The 17,205-nt window shown below is 38.8% G+C and carries 18 protein-coding genes; 4 read left to right on the forward strand and 14 right to left on the reverse strand.

Annotation, left to right across the window (positions count from 1 at the left end):
• Positions 1-82: 82 nt before the first annotated feature.
• Positions 83-823, forward strand: coding sequence for a hypothetical protein (locus GPM24_RS17950; protein WP_158828481.1), 741 nt, complete (start codon positions 83-85; stop codon positions 821-823).
• 53 nt (positions 824-876) lie between these two features.
• Here the strand turns inward: GPM24_RS17950 and GPM24_RS17955 are convergent, their stop codons facing one another.
• The gene (locus GPM24_RS17955; protein WP_369409714.1) at positions 877-2,217 is read right to left on the reverse strand and encodes a metallophosphoesterase; all 1,341 of its coding nucleotides are present in this window, start codon (positions 2,215-2,217) and stop codon (positions 877-879) included.
• A gap of 35 nt (positions 2,218-2,252) precedes the next feature.
• On the opposite strand from GPM24_RS17955, the gene GPM24_RS17960 reads away from it, so the two are divergent.
• On the forward strand, positions 2,253-2,897 hold the full coding sequence (locus tag GPM24_RS17960; protein ID WP_158828482.1) for an HAD family hydrolase: 645 nt from the start codon (positions 2,253-2,255) through the stop codon (positions 2,895-2,897).
• A 4-nt stretch (positions 2,898-2,901) separates the two neighbouring features.
• Here GPM24_RS17960 and GPM24_RS17965 read toward each other — a convergent pair whose 3' ends face one another.
• Together GPM24_RS17965 and GPM24_RS17970 are read right to left on the reverse strand one after the other, a co-directional pair.
• A complete protein-coding gene (locus GPM24_RS17965; RefSeq protein ID WP_158828483.1) occupies positions 2,902-3,111 on the reverse strand; it encodes a hypothetical protein in 210 nt (69 codons plus the stop codon).
• 96 nt (positions 3,112-3,207) lie between these two features.
• A complete protein-coding gene (locus tag GPM24_RS17970; RefSeq protein WP_158828484.1) occupies positions 3,208-3,708 on the reverse strand; it encodes a DUF4385 domain-containing protein in 501 nt (166 codons plus the stop codon).
• A 143-nt stretch (positions 3,709-3,851) separates the two neighbouring features.
• On the opposite strand from GPM24_RS17970, the gene mnmE reads away from it, so the two are divergent.
• On the forward strand, positions 3,852-5,225 hold the full coding sequence (gene mnmE / locus GPM24_RS17975; RefSeq protein WP_158828485.1) for a tRNA uridine-5-carboxymethylaminomethyl(34) synthesis GTPase MnmE: 1,374 nt from the start codon (positions 3,852-3,854) through the stop codon (positions 5,223-5,225).
• 1,000 nt (positions 5,226-6,225) lie between these two features.
• On the opposite strand, the gene GPM24_RS17980 is transcribed toward mnmE, so the two are convergent.
• From GPM24_RS17980 to GPM24_RS18025, 10 genes are all read right to left on the reverse strand, one after another.
• Positions 6,226-6,660, reverse strand: a complete 435-nt coding sequence (locus GPM24_RS17980) for a DUF3859 domain-containing protein (protein ID WP_158828486.1) — start codon at positions 6,658-6,660, stop codon at positions 6,226-6,228.
• Positions 6,661-6,872: 212 nt separating this feature from the next.
• Positions 6,873-7,253 carry a hypothetical protein gene (locus GPM24_RS17985; RefSeq protein ID WP_158828487.1) on the reverse strand — a complete coding sequence of 127 codons (381 nt, stop codon included), beginning with the start codon at positions 7,251-7,253 and terminating at the stop codon, positions 6,873-6,875.
• A 190-nt stretch (positions 7,254-7,443) separates the two neighbouring features.
• A complete protein-coding gene (locus GPM24_RS17990) occupies positions 7,444-8,058 on the reverse strand; it encodes a hypothetical protein (protein ID WP_158828488.1) in 615 nt (204 codons plus the stop codon).
• 54 nt (positions 8,059-8,112) lie between these two features.
• Entirely contained in the window at positions 8,113-8,568 is a 456-nt protein-coding gene (locus tag GPM24_RS17995; protein ID WP_158828489.1) for a DUF4348 domain-containing protein, read from the reverse strand.
• Between the two features lie 137 nt (positions 8,569-8,705).
• Entirely contained in the window at positions 8,706-9,005 is a 300-nt protein-coding gene (locus GPM24_RS18000; protein ID WP_158828490.1) for a hypothetical protein, read from the reverse strand.
• A 148-nt stretch (positions 9,006-9,153) separates the two neighbouring features.
• Positions 9,154-9,729, reverse strand: a complete 576-nt coding sequence (locus GPM24_RS18005; RefSeq protein WP_158828491.1) for a DUF6438 domain-containing protein — start codon at positions 9,727-9,729, stop codon at positions 9,154-9,156.
• A gap of 257 nt (positions 9,730-9,986) precedes the next feature.
• A complete protein-coding gene (locus GPM24_RS18010; protein ID WP_158828492.1) occupies positions 9,987-10,400 on the reverse strand; it encodes a hypothetical protein in 414 nt (137 codons plus the stop codon).
• Between the two features lie 97 nt (positions 10,401-10,497).
• Positions 10,498-11,082, reverse strand: a complete 585-nt coding sequence (locus GPM24_RS18015) for an SUKH-4 family immunity protein (RefSeq protein WP_158828493.1) — start codon at positions 11,080-11,082, stop codon at positions 10,498-10,500.
• Positions 11,083-11,528: 446 nt separating this feature from the next.
• Complete coding sequence (locus tag GPM24_RS18020) at positions 11,529-12,965, reverse strand: DUF3863 domain-containing protein (RefSeq protein WP_158828494.1); 1,437 nt, start codon at positions 12,963-12,965, stop codon at positions 11,529-11,531.
• A gap of 55 nt (positions 12,966-13,020) precedes the next feature.
• Positions 13,021-14,949: a glycoside hydrolase family 2 protein gene (locus GPM24_RS18025; RefSeq protein WP_158828495.1), complete on the reverse strand. Its 1,929-nt coding sequence runs from the start codon at positions 14,947-14,949 to the stop codon at positions 13,021-13,023.
• Positions 14,950-15,325: 376 nt separating this feature from the next.
• Here GPM24_RS18025 and GPM24_RS18030 point away from each other — a divergent pair, with 376 nt between their 5' ends.
• Positions 15,326-16,306: a nucleotide kinase domain-containing protein gene (locus tag GPM24_RS18030; protein ID WP_199269785.1), complete on the forward strand. Its 981-nt coding sequence runs from the start codon at positions 15,326-15,328 to the stop codon at positions 16,304-16,306.
• Between the two features lie 5 nt (positions 16,307-16,311).
• Here GPM24_RS18030 and GPM24_RS18035 read toward each other — a convergent pair whose 3' ends face one another.
• Positions 16,312-16,959: an alpha-ketoglutarate-dependent dioxygenase AlkB gene (locus GPM24_RS18035; protein ID WP_158828496.1), complete on the reverse strand. Its 648-nt coding sequence runs from the start codon at positions 16,957-16,959 to the stop codon at positions 16,312-16,314.
• Positions 16,960-17,205 lie beyond the last annotated feature (246 nt).

Here is a 17,205-nt window from a genome sequence, read left to right on the forward strand (position 1 = left end):
ACTTAACCTAAAGTATTACTAAAAGTAAACGGCATGCTATTTGTATCTATATAAACGCATTACATGAAGTATGCGTTTATATATGAAAAAAATAGCTACGCTCCTTATACTAATTGCCGTTTTCTCATCTGGTTTTGCACAAGCAGGTATCATTGATAGCTTAAAGCAACAACTTCAGGTAACCACCGAAGACTCCCTCAAAGCAGATATTTATACAAAGATAGCTACATGTTATCTTGATTTTGACAGCGCACCGAATACTTATACCAAACGTATATATCAAGAAAATGCCATTAACTATACTATGGCTGCACTCCATTTATTTTCAAAACGTGCTGATACAACTGGTTTAAAAATAAGTTACACTAACCTGTCTAAAGCATATCGTTCGCAAAATAAATTTGCTCAGGCTAAATGGTTCGTTTTACAGGCTAACGCGCTGTCGCGCCAGCAAAATAATGTTAACGATATTATAAACTCACTTGTAGAGCTGGCCAGTATCAAGATGGATATCCGTGATTATAATTTGGCACGTAAAGACTTAAATGAGGCTTTAAGATTATCAGTACTTAACAATTCCATTGACGATAATGCGCAGGTTAAACAAGCTTTTACCAGGTTGTACAATTTTATAAAAGTTACCGACGAGGAAAATATTTTCATAAACGCTAACTTGTTAAAAGCTAGCACTTATGCCTCACTCACCTCAAAGAAAAAAGCAGTAAAAACAACAAAAATGACCACCGCTACAAGTAAACGTAAGATTTATGCAGTAAGCAACAAAAAAGTCGATACAAATAATGCGGTTGTTGTTTCTTTGTAGTGGAGAATTGGTAGTAAATAAAAAGAGCTGTCTAAATAGACAGCTCTTTTTATTTAGCTCATTTTTCTTTTTAAAGTAATAACCGTTATCTCTGGCCAGATTCCTAAACGGCCGGAAAAAGCTAAAAATCCAAAGCCACGATTTACATATAAATGTCGATTGTTCTCAGAAGCTAAGCCAGCCCAATCTAGGTAACGATATTTAACGGGACTCCAACGGAATGCATCTGTTTCTACACCAAACTGTGCTCCGTGCGTATGGCCTGATAGCGTTAGATGGATATTACTTGGATGGTATCGTACAATTTCTTCCCAATGTGTTGGGTCGTGAGATAGTAATATTTTGAAAGCTTTAGGATCTACATTAGTCAATGCTTTATCTAAATCCCCAACTTTAATGAAACCTCTTCCCCAATTTTGTACACCAATTAGTACAATCTTATCTCCATTTTTATTTAACTCAATATTTTCATCCAATAAAAGCTTATATCCCAAAGTTTTATGATGCGCTTTTAACTTGTCTAAATTAGTTGCCTTATCCTTAGGTGTGTTCCAAGAAATATAATCACCATAGTCATGGTTTCCCAATATGGAAAACTGCCCGTAAGGTGCCCTTAATTGATTGAAATGGTTCATATAAGGTTCTATCTCCCATGCACCATTATTAACCAAGTCTCCTGTGAATACAAACAAGTCAGACTTTTGAGCTTTCGCTAAATCTATTCCTCGCTGTACAGCTGCCGCGTCATCAAAACTTCCTGAATGTATATCAGACAATTGTGTTATGGTAAATCCATCAAACGCCTCCGGCAAATCATCAAAATATAGCGTTTGTCGATGAACCTTATAATCATACTTACCCTTAAACATGGCATACAAAAATGATGTAAACGGAATAGCGGCTAAAAGAACGGCAGCTTCAGATACAAACTTGCGTCGTGTGGGGATATAGCCGCTGGTAGTAGGCTTGTGTTTAAAGTAATTTATGATTCCTTCAACCAACCTGGTTATATCACCAAAAAACAACGTAAGTACAAAAACAGCTTTGGTAATCAGTAGCGTTAAGAATAAACTGAGGAACCACATATGCCTGGGCGACATGCCGCGTGATAATGCAGACCCCTCCACTACCGTCAATGATAGAAAAGTCACGGCAAGCGATATGCCCAAATAACCCCACAATACAATGCTTCGAGTTAGCGAACTTCGATCAGACATCAGTGTTTTTAAACCTTGATAAACGTACCAGTCCATAAGCAAACTTATACCCATTAAAATGAAAGCGAAGTTTAGGAAACCACCGTGGCGCATAGTATAAATGTGTTTTGCGTGAAAGATAGAACTTAGAAAATCAAGTTTTGTTGGCAGGCTGTAAGTTTGTTGAATTAAACTCATCGGGCTATGAATAAACCGTTACTTTTGCCGCCGACATGAACAGCAATTTGAAAAATAAATTTGATAGTATAATATTTGATTTAGACGGTACCCTATGGGATTCAACCGTTACGGTTGCCAACGCCTGGCAAAAAGCTAAAATGGAATTTGATTATGTAACCAACGATATAACTCCGCAAGATGTGCAAGGTATAGCAGGTATGGCTTACGATGCAATTTTCGAGAAGCTTTTTCCGTACCTAACCACTGAACAGCGAAATGAATTTAAGGCACGATGTGCCAAGTATGAGCTGGAGATGCTTAATGAACACGGTGGCAAACTGTACCCTGATCTAAAACCTACCCTGGCCGACCTGGCAACAAGATATAAATTGTTTGTGGTGAGTAATTGCCAGTGTGGTTACATTGAGTTGTTTTTGACTTTAAACAACTTAGAAAGCACTTTTGCCGGGCATCAGTGCTATGGTACTAAAAGCCAGCCTAAGTACTTAAACATTATTGATATTGTTCAAGATCATAATTTACAAAACCCTGTTTATGTTGGAGATACGCAAGGTGACCTCGACTCGAGCAGCAAAGCTGGTGTACCGATGATATTTGCAGCCTATGGCTTTGGAGAAGTGAACGGCGAACAAATTTCCAACATTGAAAGATTTAGCGATTTACAGGTTCTATTATAAAAAATCATTTTTTACCGGTAGTATCTTTCATATAAGTACTATCGGTGAACTTGCTACTGCTGCTACTGTTGGACGCGTCATCGGTGGCTCCGGCACCCACATTCTGCAATTCATTAATTCGGCGGCCTTTATCTTCATGCTGTTTCTTAGACGGTGAACTACAAGAAGACAATACGAAAGCAGCTATTGCTATTGTATAAAGTCTTTTCAACATACAAAAATTATTGTAGTTCGCTTTATACAGCTATTGTGCCATTATTGATTATCAATAGGATGCGATGTGTAACAAGTCTGTTTCTTTTAAACGCTGTCAAATTTTTTCAAACCGTTGACGGTGCAAATTTGCCATTTGCTGATAATCGGTATCTTGTTTAGCCATTTGCCAATAGTCATAAAATATAGCAGCAGATTGTGCTTTGACTTCATCCACTACCCTGGGTAACTGTTCGCGTCCATGCGCCCCACTTTGGCCTTTTTTATCGTCAGGTACTGGTCCGTCATATTTCTTGCCGCTTTTGTGGTTAGCATATCTTCGCGACCGCGTATAGCCCATCTGCAAAAACTTCCGAGCCATATCCATCCCTACAAAGTCATCTGCCTGTTTATAATTTACAAATAATTGGTAAATAATTTCTGCAGATTCCCGAGCTACTTCTGGAGTTTTAAAACGCCAATACGGTAAAATTTCCGATTTGTAGGGTTGCACCAATAATACCCCTTGTTCACCTTTGCCTATTTTATAGAGTTCAGGGTGCAAACGAAAATCAATTGTTGAAAAATCTAAATTGTAATCGAACCCTGTCTGCTTCATGTAATTACAAGTATATAATTTGGCTGATTGTTTGTCGAAGTGACATTGCTTTAATTAAATTGATGCATTAAATCTTAATTTTTGACGGCGATAAAACATAATACTTAATTAATTTACAGATTTTTGCCTCACTTTATTTCCACATGAATTATAACACTCAAGATACCATTGTTGCGTTGGCTACACCTAATGGAAGCGGCGCAATTGCCGTTATTCGTTTATCTGGACCGGATGCTGTTAAAATAGCTAACAGCGTATTTAAAGGAAAAGATTTAACTAAACAGGCGTCACACACTATACATTTTGGTACTATTATAGATGATAATCTGGTGTTGGATGAAGTTTTAATGTCTTTGTTTGTTGCCCCGCGATCATACACGCGCGAAAATGTGGTAGAAATTTCTTGCCACGGCTCATCTTATATCATACAATCTATCATTAAGCTTCTCATTAAAAAGGGTGCTCGTGCTGCTAAGCCAGGAGAGTTTACCATGCGTGCTTTTTTAAACGGGCAGTTTGATTTATCGCAAGCTGAGGCGGTTGCAGACCTGATTGCGTCTGATTCTAAAGCATCACAACAGGCTGCGCTGCAACAACTAAGAGGCGGATATAGTAATGAACTCCAAACGCTTCGTGAGCAACTTGTGCAATTTGCATCTTTGGTAGAACTAGAACTTGATTTTTCGGAAGAAGATGTTGAATTTGCAAACAGAGCCCAACTGAAGCAATTGATTTTTGACTTAACTCGGATTATTGGCAAATTGATTAAATCGTTTGAATTAGGCAATGCCGTTAAGCATGGAGTAAGCACCGTAATAGCAGGCAGGCCAAACGCTGGTAAATCTACTTTATTAAATGCATTATTGAATGAAGAAAGGGCTATTGTAAGTGACATTGCAGGCACTACCCGAGATACCATTGAAGAAGCACTGAACATCAACGGTATTAATTTCAGGCTGATAGATACAGCAGGTATACGTGAAGCAACCGATGCTATTGAGCAAATAGGCGTTCAAAAAACAATGGAGAAAATCAGCCAATCAGCTTTGCTATTGTATGTTTTTGATGTTCAAAACTTGTCGATTGCAGAATTGGAGATTGATGTAAATAGTTTATGCAAGCCCGGTTTGCCTGTTATTGTAATTGCTAATAAAATTGATTTGCAACAACCGGTAGATTATCAATCTTCATTACCTGAAGGTGTAGTTGTAATTACTATATCAGCCAAGGAAAAAACACACATTGATGAGCTGAAGCAAATAATTTATGATCAAGCTGTGCAAGGTAGATTAAATGGTAACGAAACATTGGTAACTAATATACGCCATTTAGAAGCACTTCAAAAAACTGAACAAGCCCTCATTAAAACGCTTGAAGGTGTAGATATGCAGGTCACGTCTGACTTTCTAGCTATAGATATCAAACAAGCCCTTCTTTATTTAGGTGAAATAACCGGGACTGTTACAACTGACGATTTGCTGGATAATATATTTTCGAAGTTCTGTATCGGCAAATAGTTGCATATAGCTTCTTTTGTTATCATTTGTTTACCTTTTATATTCCTTGTTCATGATAAACCTCCCATAAGTGTTATAGCAATCAAGTGCAAGATGGCAAATGAATAAATAGTGTAGTGCGCCTATAATATGGGTTTATGCCAGAAGCTCTTGCACGCTACAGATGCTATGAGCTTCACTTAGCTGAATAATTCTCTTCTTCACTTATCCTTTTAAGTTGAAATACAATCAAGCCTTTAAGCTTATAATGATAAATGGGGCATATATAAGAACGGATATAATTATATAAAACAACTTATGCTCCTTCCTCAGTACCGCATTGGTTAAGATTATTATGCTGAAGGGCAGAGTCAAAATAGGCATTAATGGGAACTCCCCTACAATAATCGGTTCATATAAGACTTTCCCTGTAAGAAGTATGACGAGAAGTGGGGACCAGCCGATATAGTACAATACGAAAGCAAGTATAGCAACCTTGTGGTTACTGATATATTGATATGTCTTGTTCATCTGCATTAAGGGTCTGCTACTTAATACAGTGCATTTCATAGAGGTAACCTTTCAGTAATCTACGAAATTTCATACTTTATACAGGGATAAAAATCCTTGGATTGAGAACACAAAAAATAATGGACGCAATTGATGAAAAAGGTTATCTTGTAGACACTTTGCATGAAAGTGTCTAACTTTCTACTTTGTCAATCACATTTTTAAGAAAATCGTACTTTTTACTGGTTGGTAATTTCTTGGGCTGCATTAATATTCCCAACCTTTATACTTGACAAAAACAGGTTTAGCTATAGGTGTTCGCCTAATGTAGCGGTTCCTTTGCTGCTTTAACCACTTACGGAAGCCGGATTTCGATTTAGCAGGAATATATGCTCGTCGCTCAATTTGTATAACTCTCAGGCTCATATTGCAAATTTGTTTTTATTTGCTAGTTTAATTTTTAAGAATTGTATATATTTAATAGAATTATTCACAGTCGGCAAGTGGGCATTCAAATGATTGTAAAACTTTTTCTAAGTAACACGGTGCTATTTTCAATGATTTCAAACGTCCATGTGCCTTGCCTCACTTCATAATCGTATTCCATGGTAAAATAATCATGGTTGTTTTCGTTAAGATAGTTATACTTAACCTCAGTAGTTTCCGTCACTGAGACGCCAGTATCCGGGTTACGGATTTGTGGGTGTATGATCCTGCATGTAAAGCGGGCTTCTTCATACTTTACTTCTGAGTCATAACCTTCCAAATAATACTCTATCCCGAAGCTTAGCCCAATAGATCCTTTTAATATGTCAGTTTGCTCAACCAAGTTTATTTCATCCGAATGAAGGAAATAACCCGTCACACTGTTGGATGTATCTGTTCTGCTCTCATTATGAGCTATCACTTTTCCATATCGTAAGAGCTGAACCCGCTTAATTTTCATGAGCTGTTTTAATTAGAGCAAAGAATATCTTTGCATAGATACAGAAAATTGAAAACTATCAGATGTAAAATTCAACTACACTTCACTTGAAATTCAGGGTTATATATCCCCTTGTAATCAACTGTAGTTAAATGAAGAATTTAGTATTCAAAGGTTACAGGTTAAACTTATACGTCTAGAAGGTAAATTTTGAGATAAAAGGATAACACAGACTACTGACTTACCACACGTTTGTAAATCTTATGCTTGTTAAAGATAATGGATGGTTTACCTTTTCTATCTATAAATTTGGTTTGATCTACAGTGTGTAGTCTGTCAGCTGAAAGTGCAACAATGTCAAAGTTAATGTACTCAGTTCTAACCGTATCCTTATCGCTCATTTGAATGTCTGGGACTAATGATATGGTTGCCCAAGCTCTTTTCGGATTCTCAACAATTATATACTTGCCATGAAAGTTGTTTCCAACATCATAGTTCATCCATTCATAAATGTAGTTAGATGCATCTTTAAAAGTGAAAAAACTCTTGATATCTGCTTTGCAGTATTTTCCGTCTGCATTAGATACACTATCTAACTTCCAAGTTCCTATCAACCCCTCTTTTATGATGCTCGATTTACTTTTAACACTGCAAGATGCAAATGCAAATATTGTTACTATGAAGTAACTGGTCTTAATATTCATTCATTATGGTTAATATACGCATTCAGACACCTTCTTTAAAAACTTTTATTAATAAGAGTAATATAGCTAAGTGTCGGAGTTTGTTGCCTTGGGCAGTAATTTATTGAACTCTATTGAATATAAACTCTCTGCCAATTATATAGCTACTCCCTAACTGAAAAAGCTTCAGGCCGGTATCTTCCGTCAAAACCTCTCTTTCGCCTACAAAGTACGAGTGTATACCATATTTGGTTAAACACTGGTGATAAAGCATCAAAATTGTTTTCGGACCGCTAGCAAACAACCCGTAACCCTGCTGGCAAAGTGCTTCTGTTGTGCCGGGACTAAGCACATATTCCTTTAGTCCGTCAAAATCGTCTGTCAGCATTTGCAAAGACTTGTAGATGTCTGCACACAAGTTAAGATGTTGTGTACTGGTTCCACTAAAATACAATTCTGTATAAGCGTCTGTGTACTTCAGTAAGCGAGGGTGCTGTTTGTAAAGTGCTATTTGTGATGTCCATTCTCTCACAATCCGTTCCTCCTTGGCATGACCTACCGTAAGCCGCCATCTATGAGGAGAAGTTTCATCATAATAACGAAAGGAAAAGTTTAGACAAAGTTCATAGGTGTTAAAAGTTACGGAGTCAATAACAATGCCTGCTTCATTTTCAAACTCAGAGACATCCATAATGTCAGTTATCTCTTTAGGCAAAGGATCTTCAATCTTCGTCATGTGTTCACAAGTTAATCACTCATTCTTTAAAAATCAACAAGGCAAGTCAACATCTTAAGTCGATTCATCAGCGATAAGGGTTAGATACCATTTACCCTCTTTACTTACAAACCTATACTGTATATGGACACCGGTATCTTCAATTTGAAGCAGCATCGTTACTTCTCCTTTACCGACCTTGCCCTTATTGATGATGTTGCCTTTGATCTTAGCAATTTTTATGAACTTCCAAGCTCGCTTGTTAATGTACTCAACCGTTTGCTTATTGTCATCGTCTACCGTTATCTTTTTAAGAGGAAACATGATGCTGGCCAGTTGGAAGTCCGCGTTAGTGTTGAACCTTTTAAAGAATGCATCAAATTGTTCAACTTCTGTAGCGGATGTGCTACGTACATTTATTGCGCTAATTGATACATCAATATTGCTGTGCAGTTCAGTATTTGATGTAATACTAAATAGAATAAGTGCACAGAGGTTAACTATAAGTAACGTTTTATGGATGAATGTCATTAGGTAGTGTGATTAAGATCAAGTATTTGAATGTACAATTACCTTTTTACTTTTAGCTTTGAAGTCAATTTAACTTTTCTTGATTTTAGTAATATATAAAGGGTATTCAAATGTTGAATTAATTGAACCTACTCAGTTCATAAATCACTATAAATTACTCTGCCTCCAAATGTTGGCTTAATTACTCTTAAAAAGACTGTCGTCAGAAAGCACAACCCACTTATGATTGCACCAGTTTCACCAACAACAATCTTTAAATGATTGATTTGAAGAAATCGAGTGCTTCTATTGATTTCCACTCCTCTTTTACCAATTGTTCTTCCAGGAATAAAGAACAGCGTATTCAAAATACCGTTCCAATAGCAATATATGAAACCAGCCGTCAATGATAAAAGCAGCACAGAGGTTAATGTTAATTTACGCTTGTTGAATATCATACCGAATAATTTAGAATTACTTTTAATTAGCACATTTTCCTTTTACAAGTTAAGACGTCTACACCTGTTTGCAAATAAGTGTCACAAGCAGTTAAAACAAAAGTGTCCTCTNCGTCTACACCTGTTTGCAAATAAGTGTCACAAGCAGTTAAAACAAAAGTGTCCTCTGAATAGACGTTTCAAATAGTATGGTGTCTTTAACAAGTTTTAGATTCACTTGCCTATAGCTCTCTGCAATACTGTAAAACACTCGATGCACCGAATCTGGCATACAAGCGAATTTTGCTTTGATATGCTTAACCTTACCTTGGTAGTGTATTATGACTTCAACGCTCTGATCATCGTCTACGTGTTTGTAAGATGTACGAAGTTGTTGGTAGTGGATTTTCTCTAAATTTACATTCAGCGCATCCCAAAGTGTCCGACTAATTCGCCCAACGTAGTAACCCTCAAGAATTCTGTCTCTATCAGGTGGCGTTTGAAATGATACAGGGCCACCGTAAGACTTATAAGCTAAAGTGCTATCGATACTTATTGCTATCCTCTGGCAAGGGCCAAAACAATTACCTGTTGCTACTTCTATCTTGGTAATCTCATTCTGTCTAAGTTGAATTAAGTCGTGCTTTCTGTGCTTTTCCCTATAACATGCAAAGCACAAGCATAATGTTATAAGTGCAGCAAACAACAGCATATTTGCTGTAAAAGGTAAGGTAGGTAGGTTCATGGTTTACTTACTGTAATGTAGCAATCTTTCCTTACTTCATAGCATGAAGCGCCTCCTTATTCTAGCCTTTGTAGCCTTGTTCACTTTTAAAGCATTAGCACAGAACGCGGTTATAAACTCAGCAGACACCACTTCATTCCGTACTGTTTGCACTTCATGGTTGACCGTGGCCCATGTCGAGGCACTTTCGGTGTATATCTTAAGTGTTAAAGACTACAAGGCGAGCCATCTATCAAATCATAACATGGATAGCGCAATCATACTTTACAACTTCCTGACATATAACTATCACTGTCAAATAGCATTTCGTATGCTAATTTGCGCTTATACACTGCCCATCCCTGTGACCATTTATAGTCATCATCACCTTGCGTATCGCCAAATGCAGTTCCAGCACCAAATACAAAAAACCGACCAGTACCTGCATGAACCAGAACCAAGCCACGCTTGTGCGTCTTCTTCTCGGCAATCAATGCTATGATATCCTTAATACCGTCTCCATTGAAGTCAGCCTCTAAGTAAGCAGGTTTAAGATAGGCTTTCAGTTCATACTTCTCATCAAGCTTATGCTGTTTGAATGCCCGGGTAAACCAAGCTGGCAAAGACTGCTGTTGGGCATTGGCGTGATAGGCTGTGGTTAAAAGCAGCAGCAACGGAATGAGTCGCTTCATTTATGATGATGAGGTTTAGTATAAACGGGCAATATAAGCATTATAAAACGACCTACGAAGTGACGAGCATACCTTTCCAAAGAAAGCACGTAGTGTGTTACGGATTTGCACGATAGTAAGCCCTATCGCTGAGCAGCCTATCTAATTCCTCTTTCCAAAAGCCTCGTTCATTCACGGCATCAAGATCTACTATTAGCATACGTTGCCGCATGGCGCTATATTGTTCGTCTGTAAAGTTTCCATTCAACATGGCATCCTCGCCATTGTTGTTAATGACATCGTTCACAAAGTTCCGGTAAATAAGGAGAAAGGTAAGCAGACATTCCAAAGACTTATTACAGTAACTCGGTGCAAAGTAATCGTCGTGATCTAACCATTCTATGGTGTCATCCTGTTTCACGTTTATAGCAATCGGACTACCGCTACCATCTGAGCCTATAACAACATACTTGTTCGGTTCTATATCAAGATAATACTGGTCTTCTAACTTCGCTATACCTTCATATAAGTCCTCGCTATCATTCACAAAGGAGATGTAAGGAGCTGCATCTTTGGGCAATCCCACTTCTAAATAAGTAATGGTGTCAGGCTGGAGGTTCAGGGTTAAAAGCTTGTGCCGGGTTATAGGTAAAACACCTTCTCCTCCTTCAATCCAATTCGCTAAATACTCTTGTGCTGTCATGGAAATCTAAGATCAGCTAAATATAGTGAAACTTATTATATCTATTGATATACGAACTGTCCTACGCGAATTAAGCAAATGGTCTGAGTGGAGCAAGCACCGATTAGGTACGGGCCCTTAGAATGCTTTATAAAAAGCTGTCGCCGAATTTGCCGCTTTGGTTGCTTTAACGTTATTGCTTTCCAAGATTCATAAATTGAATATCTTTTAGAGCGAGCAGCATATACTTGCATTTATTTGCCAATGCTTCACATTAAAGATTTGCTTGTTTCTAAATGAAGTCTCGCATGTACTTGATAATCAATTATATATAACTTTTTGTATCGGTAAATGAGGGCGAAAAGATAAATTTAAGGTTTTAACTGAAGCAAAAACTTTTTTTAAGTCTAAATTTTACGGTTTCAATGTAATGTTATAGATAGCTGTTAAAGTCTAAGCGACAACAGCTATCTTATCAGTTCTGGATAAAATTTTCCAATTAGCTCTTTTTCATCATTTTTTAGTGCAATGGGTAAAATTGGCTTATCCTGCGGTCTTACTCCTTTCTGGTTTATGCGGTTCATCAGACTCCAGTCTTTAACCGGTTTTTTTGGCGACGGATCTGCGGGTTCTTTTGCTGTCAAGTCGTATCTTGTAAAATCCACTACCATTTCTGGTGTATTTTTATGCCAATTTCTTAATGTAGCCAAGCGGAATTTTTGATTCATATACCACTTAATTTCCTGATCGCCCCATGAATTTCCGATGCCTAGTCCTTTTTCCACGAAACGGTAGTTCCATTGGCTGTTATCACGATAGTGCTGGCGCCAAATCTCGCCGTACTCGCCAAAGGAAACGAACTTCACATCGGGCCAACGCTCAAGGGTTGCGCTTGTCCACTTTTCTAACGCCCGGTATGCCAGTGTGTCGTCCCAATTTTTACGTTCGGCAATTTTTACCAGTGCTGCTTCCCATATGTTGGGTATCCAGCCAAAGCCGTTCAGTTCAAAACCCTTATCAAAATGTATCGATTGCGTATGCATAACGGAGTAGTGCCCGATATCCAAACCCCAATCACCATATGTTTCAATGGGGCCAACCCCACGGCGGCTTGCAGCGCCGTTAAATGGGGTACTTCCCCACACATTGCCACTTTGCAACGCGCACAAAAAATCCACACTCCATCCATCCAGATTTACACAGTCTATAAAATCGCCTTTACCCTGCGCAGGTTTACAAAAATGCTCTTTAGACGGATAAAAAGGATAAGATGGGGAACCATCAGCCCCACCGCCATCCGTTTCGTGCTGGCTCCAAATAACGGCATGCGCCACATGAATATTTTCTTTCTCGGCCAAATACGCCAAATTATTGGCCGACAGAAAACCGCCCATAATGCCTTTTGGCCGATAGCCGCCGCCAACCATATATGTAATTCGTTGCAAGGCTTCTGTCATTTCCAAGTTGATCCGGTGTCGCGGTAGGTACATGGCTGGAAAATAACCCGGAAAGTAAGACACTTCATCTCCGTACCTCTGCTGACATTCTGCAGCATATTTACGTATGTCAACATAATTCTGACGCTTATCTTCCAGTGCGTTTAAAGTGAACCCCCATGTTAACCGCCCGCCTGGTACATTTTTAGAAAAAATTTCTCGTAAACGCTTTACCACTTCTAAAGTATGCGCAAAGCCTTCATCCCTGTTAATAAGCTTTACGTCCCGTGAAACTTCCCAGGGCGATGTACGAATCATAATGCAAAAGGTTACAAACCGGCTTCCCATCAAAGATGACATTTCATTGCCTGTAAAAAGGCCTAATGAATTGGCTTTATGTATCCTCGGATCAGCAATCACGGCTGCGCCGCCCAATAAACTATTTTTGCAAAATGCTCTTCTTTCCATCGATTCATTATTTACAAAGACAATCTAACAAAGGATTTAAAATCAATTCTTCAAATTATTGATTAGTCGGTAAATGACTACCACCACTTTTTAGATCTTTATTTGATTTGTTCGGCTCGCGGTTAAGAGTCTCCCCTGCTTGTATAACCGCCTGGTTAACTTCACGAATACGGCCAACATCCATCTTCTCTACCTCGCGGTCGTAGGTTAGCAAGCCGTTTACCTCATGTTCCACATCGGTAGTTTGGGTGTAAATGGCAGCACTTAAGCCCCTATAACGCATCAATTGTTCCACTTGGTCAAGTAAAAAAACATATTTGTCTGTAAGCGCAGCTTTTGTTGGTTCGTAGGCGTAAGCGTTATTTTCAACCGGCCACATATGTCCGCGCACGAATAAGCCAACACCACCAAACTCGCCCAATGAAGCAGCTCGTTTGCTGTCGGGTTCTGAAGCTTTGTAAGGACCTATGTATATATGAGTGTCCACAAAATCGCCATTTTTAGGATCGCCATACGCCTTTTGATAGTTGGGGTTGTTATTAAACCCTGAATTTCCATTTACCAAGCGCGAAGGATCATATTGCTTCACCCAATCTGTAATGTTTTTCACGTCAAAGGCACCCCAGTTTTCGTTGAATGGAACCCAGGTAACAATGCATGGTGAATTATAATGGCTGTCGATAATCTCTTTAAGTTCTTTGCGGAAAGCACCCCGGGTTTTTAGCGTATCCTCATTAGGATACCAAATGGCGGGCATATCCTGCCAAACCAGCAACCCTAACTTATCTGCCCAATAGTAAAAGCGTTGCGGCTCTGTTTTCATATGCTTACGAATGAGGTTATAACCGGCTTTTTTGGTAAACTCCATATCCGACTTTAAAGCGTCGTCTGTTGGTGCAGTCAAAATACCATCGGGCCAATACCCTTGGTCAAGCAAACCAAGCTGCATTACAAACTTACCGTTTAGTAATGGCCGTACAACGCCTCCAACTTTACCAAGTGCTACGTCTCTCATGCCAAAATAGCTCATTACCTCGTCGGATGTTGTACCGTTGGTGGATTTTAGCGTAATTTTCAAATCATACAGGAAAGGCATATCCGGCGACCATGGTTTTGGGTTACCAATCGGAATGAAGAATCCATTATTGGTGTTCCCTTCCACCCTAGCAATTTCTTTTTTCCCATCAAGAACCGAAACTGACACTCTTGCTGCTGAATTGGCGTTTACTTCGAGCTTTACTCTCCTGCCTGCCAAATCAGGTAGTATACGAATGTCTTTGATGTAATACTTGCTTACAGGTTCCATCCATACGGTTTGCCAAATACCGGAAGTAAAAGTGTAATCGCCGCGTGGGCCGTTTTTACCTGAAGGCGTGCGTCCTTCATTAGGATCATAAGCGGCTACAACAATGCTATTATCTCCTTTTTTAAGAAGGGAAGTCACATCAAATGAAAAAGCATCATAGCCTCCTGAATGGTTACCCGCCTTTTTTCCGTTTACAAAAACGGTTGTGTTGTAATCTACCGCATCAAAATGTAATAAGATTTGCTTGCCTTGCCACTCTACAGGTAGTTTAAAATTTCGTTGGTACCACATGTTCACCTCTTGCTTTCGCTTAATGCCAGATAACACCGACTCCGGGCAGTAAGGCACCTTTATTTTCACTGCGCTACCTGAAAACGGCAATGCTTTTGATGGGTTATATGCTGATACAACAGATTTACCACCCTGATAATTCCAGGTTCCGTTCAGGCAAATCCATTCATTGCGACGAAGCTGGGGCCGTGGATATTCATCAAGCGGCACGTCGGCAGACATAGCTGCCTTCGTCCAACGAGTGGGCAATTCTGCTTCTTGTGAATATGCTTTTTGTGAATGGATGAAATTAAAAACTGTCAGCAGCAGCGCTATAATCGAGAAGTAATGCTTTGCGATATATTTTTTGACGTGATAGCCTTGTTCAAAATTTATTGGTAATTGCATATTGCAAGCTGTGATTTTAGCATAAATAGCCGGATCATCACAGTAACCATTGAACTTTTTGTGGCAAACTGCTTGCTTCTGTTTATTTAGGTTAAAGTAAAAGCTTAGATTAGGTTTAGATTCTTGGTTTAACATTATCGGCATTGGTTATGATAAGTAAGTATAAGTAAATATCATCTTCACTTATACGAAATCTAATGTATTTATTTTTAATTATAAATGGCATCTGATTTTACGATTTGCTTTTTTAGCAAGTAAAATGATGCGGCTTTTTGTCGTTAATCAAACCTTTGTTGTAGGAGCTTTATAACATTATGACAACTTCCTAACCTATTCCAATAATAAGCACAGAGGCAATATTTTGCTATTTTTGACAATGATGATAAGGGTTGTTAAACAGCTTCCGAAGGCCATCTATGTATTGGATACTTACTGGAAGTTTGCAGCAGAACGGCAGGAAATTTTTTTTAACCGAATTGACGGGAAAAACTTGCTCACTGCTGACCCCATTTTAATAAAGCATAAGTTTACCAATGCTTACCGTGCTGCCGACCGGGTAAGTCAGTATCTTATTAGTCAGGTTATTTACCGAGGCGACCAAACGCCAAATGAACTACTTTTCCGCATTCTATTATTTAAAACCTTTAATAAAATAGAAACCTGGGAGCTTCTTCGATACGAATTAGGCGAAGTGACTTGGCGTAACTATTCGTTTAATCAATACAGCAAAATCCTGCATCAGGCTCTTGGAGCCGGAGAAACGATCTATTCTGGTGCTTACATGATGGCTTCGGGTGCCAGCGCGTTCGGCTATGCCAAAAAGCATGAGAACCACTTGAAGTTATTAGAACAAGTGATGAGGGCACAGTTAGCCGACCGGATTGCAGAAGCTCAATCTTTGGAAGCTGTATATCAGCTGTTATTAAGCTATCCAACTATCGGTAAGTTTTTAGCCTACCAGTACGCTATTGATATCAATTATAGTACCCTTACAAATTTCGACGAGATGGAATTTGTGATGCCCGGCCCCGGCGCGAAGGACGGCATTCGGAAGTGCTTCAGTAGTTTGGGCGATTACAACGAGGCTGACGCAATTAGATATGTTACCGACTTGCAGGAACAGGAATTTGATCGCTTAGGCATTCAATTCAAAAGTTTATGGGGCAGGCACCTTCAGCTTATTGACTGCCAAAACTTATTTTGTGAAACAGATAAGTATGCACGCGTTGCACACCCCGAGGTGGGCGGCATATCTAATAGAACAAGAATCAAGCAACTTTATACTAATAATCAGCAGCCTATACATTATTTTTTTCCGCCTAAATGGGAGCTGAATGACAAGCTTAGCAGCAGCTGATATTTTCAGCTTAAGCTTTTTATTTGCTCAAGACTTATATTAAACTTTTCCTGTAGCAGCTGAGCCACCTTGCCTTCCGGATTAATTGGGTGTACTTTTTTAGGTTTTACCTTACGGTAGGTGATGGATACTCTTCTATCCCTGTGCTTCACATCTCCATCTATTTTATCTTTTTTTCTTGGCGGTATGCCATGTTTCCATTTTTTCCGCGCATCATCCTGCATTACATACACCGATCGCCTGGGTACTTCAACGTCTATAATTTCTTCGTTTTTGCCCCTAATAAACCGCATAACGCAGCCACTGCCCAGATTTACGCCGCAAATTTGATTTTCATAATATGCACGGTCTTTATGCGGCTTAAGCCCCTCTCCCGGCACATATTCATTAATGATAACTTGATCGGGCTGAAGAACGATAATATTTTTTTCAACCAACTGTTGAGATAATTGATTCATAAGTGGCGGCATCGAAACCGGAAAAGGTATCAAATCATAAGGCTTCTCCAGTTCGTTACGGTAGCCGTAATATTGTAATCTTCTTAAATAATCTACAATCCATGTTTGGCTGTCGATTTCTTTTAATAATTGTAACTCTGTAGCTTCATCAATAAAGTCAGGATATAAGAATAAGCCGGGTACTGCAGTTTCCATATTTAAATATTTAGTGCGCTTACGCTCATAAATATGAAGCAAGCAAGTTTTGAGATGCAACAAGTTCGGTGTCATTAGGTTTGGAATGTCTTCGATCAACATGTTAAATGTTTTTAAATAAACCTATAGATTTTAGGTATGTATAATCTAAAGGCAAAACATGTTGTTACTTGCGAGTATTGGCAGAATTCATTTTGCATGAAATGTATTGTGCCCGACGTTACCTTTTTTGCTTAAGCACCGGTT

The organism is Mucilaginibacter lacusdianchii, assembly GCF_009770985.1.
In the GTDB taxonomy this organism is placed as follows: domain Bacteria; phylum Bacteroidota; class Bacteroidia; order Sphingobacteriales; family Sphingobacteriaceae; genus Mucilaginibacter; species Mucilaginibacter lacusdianchii.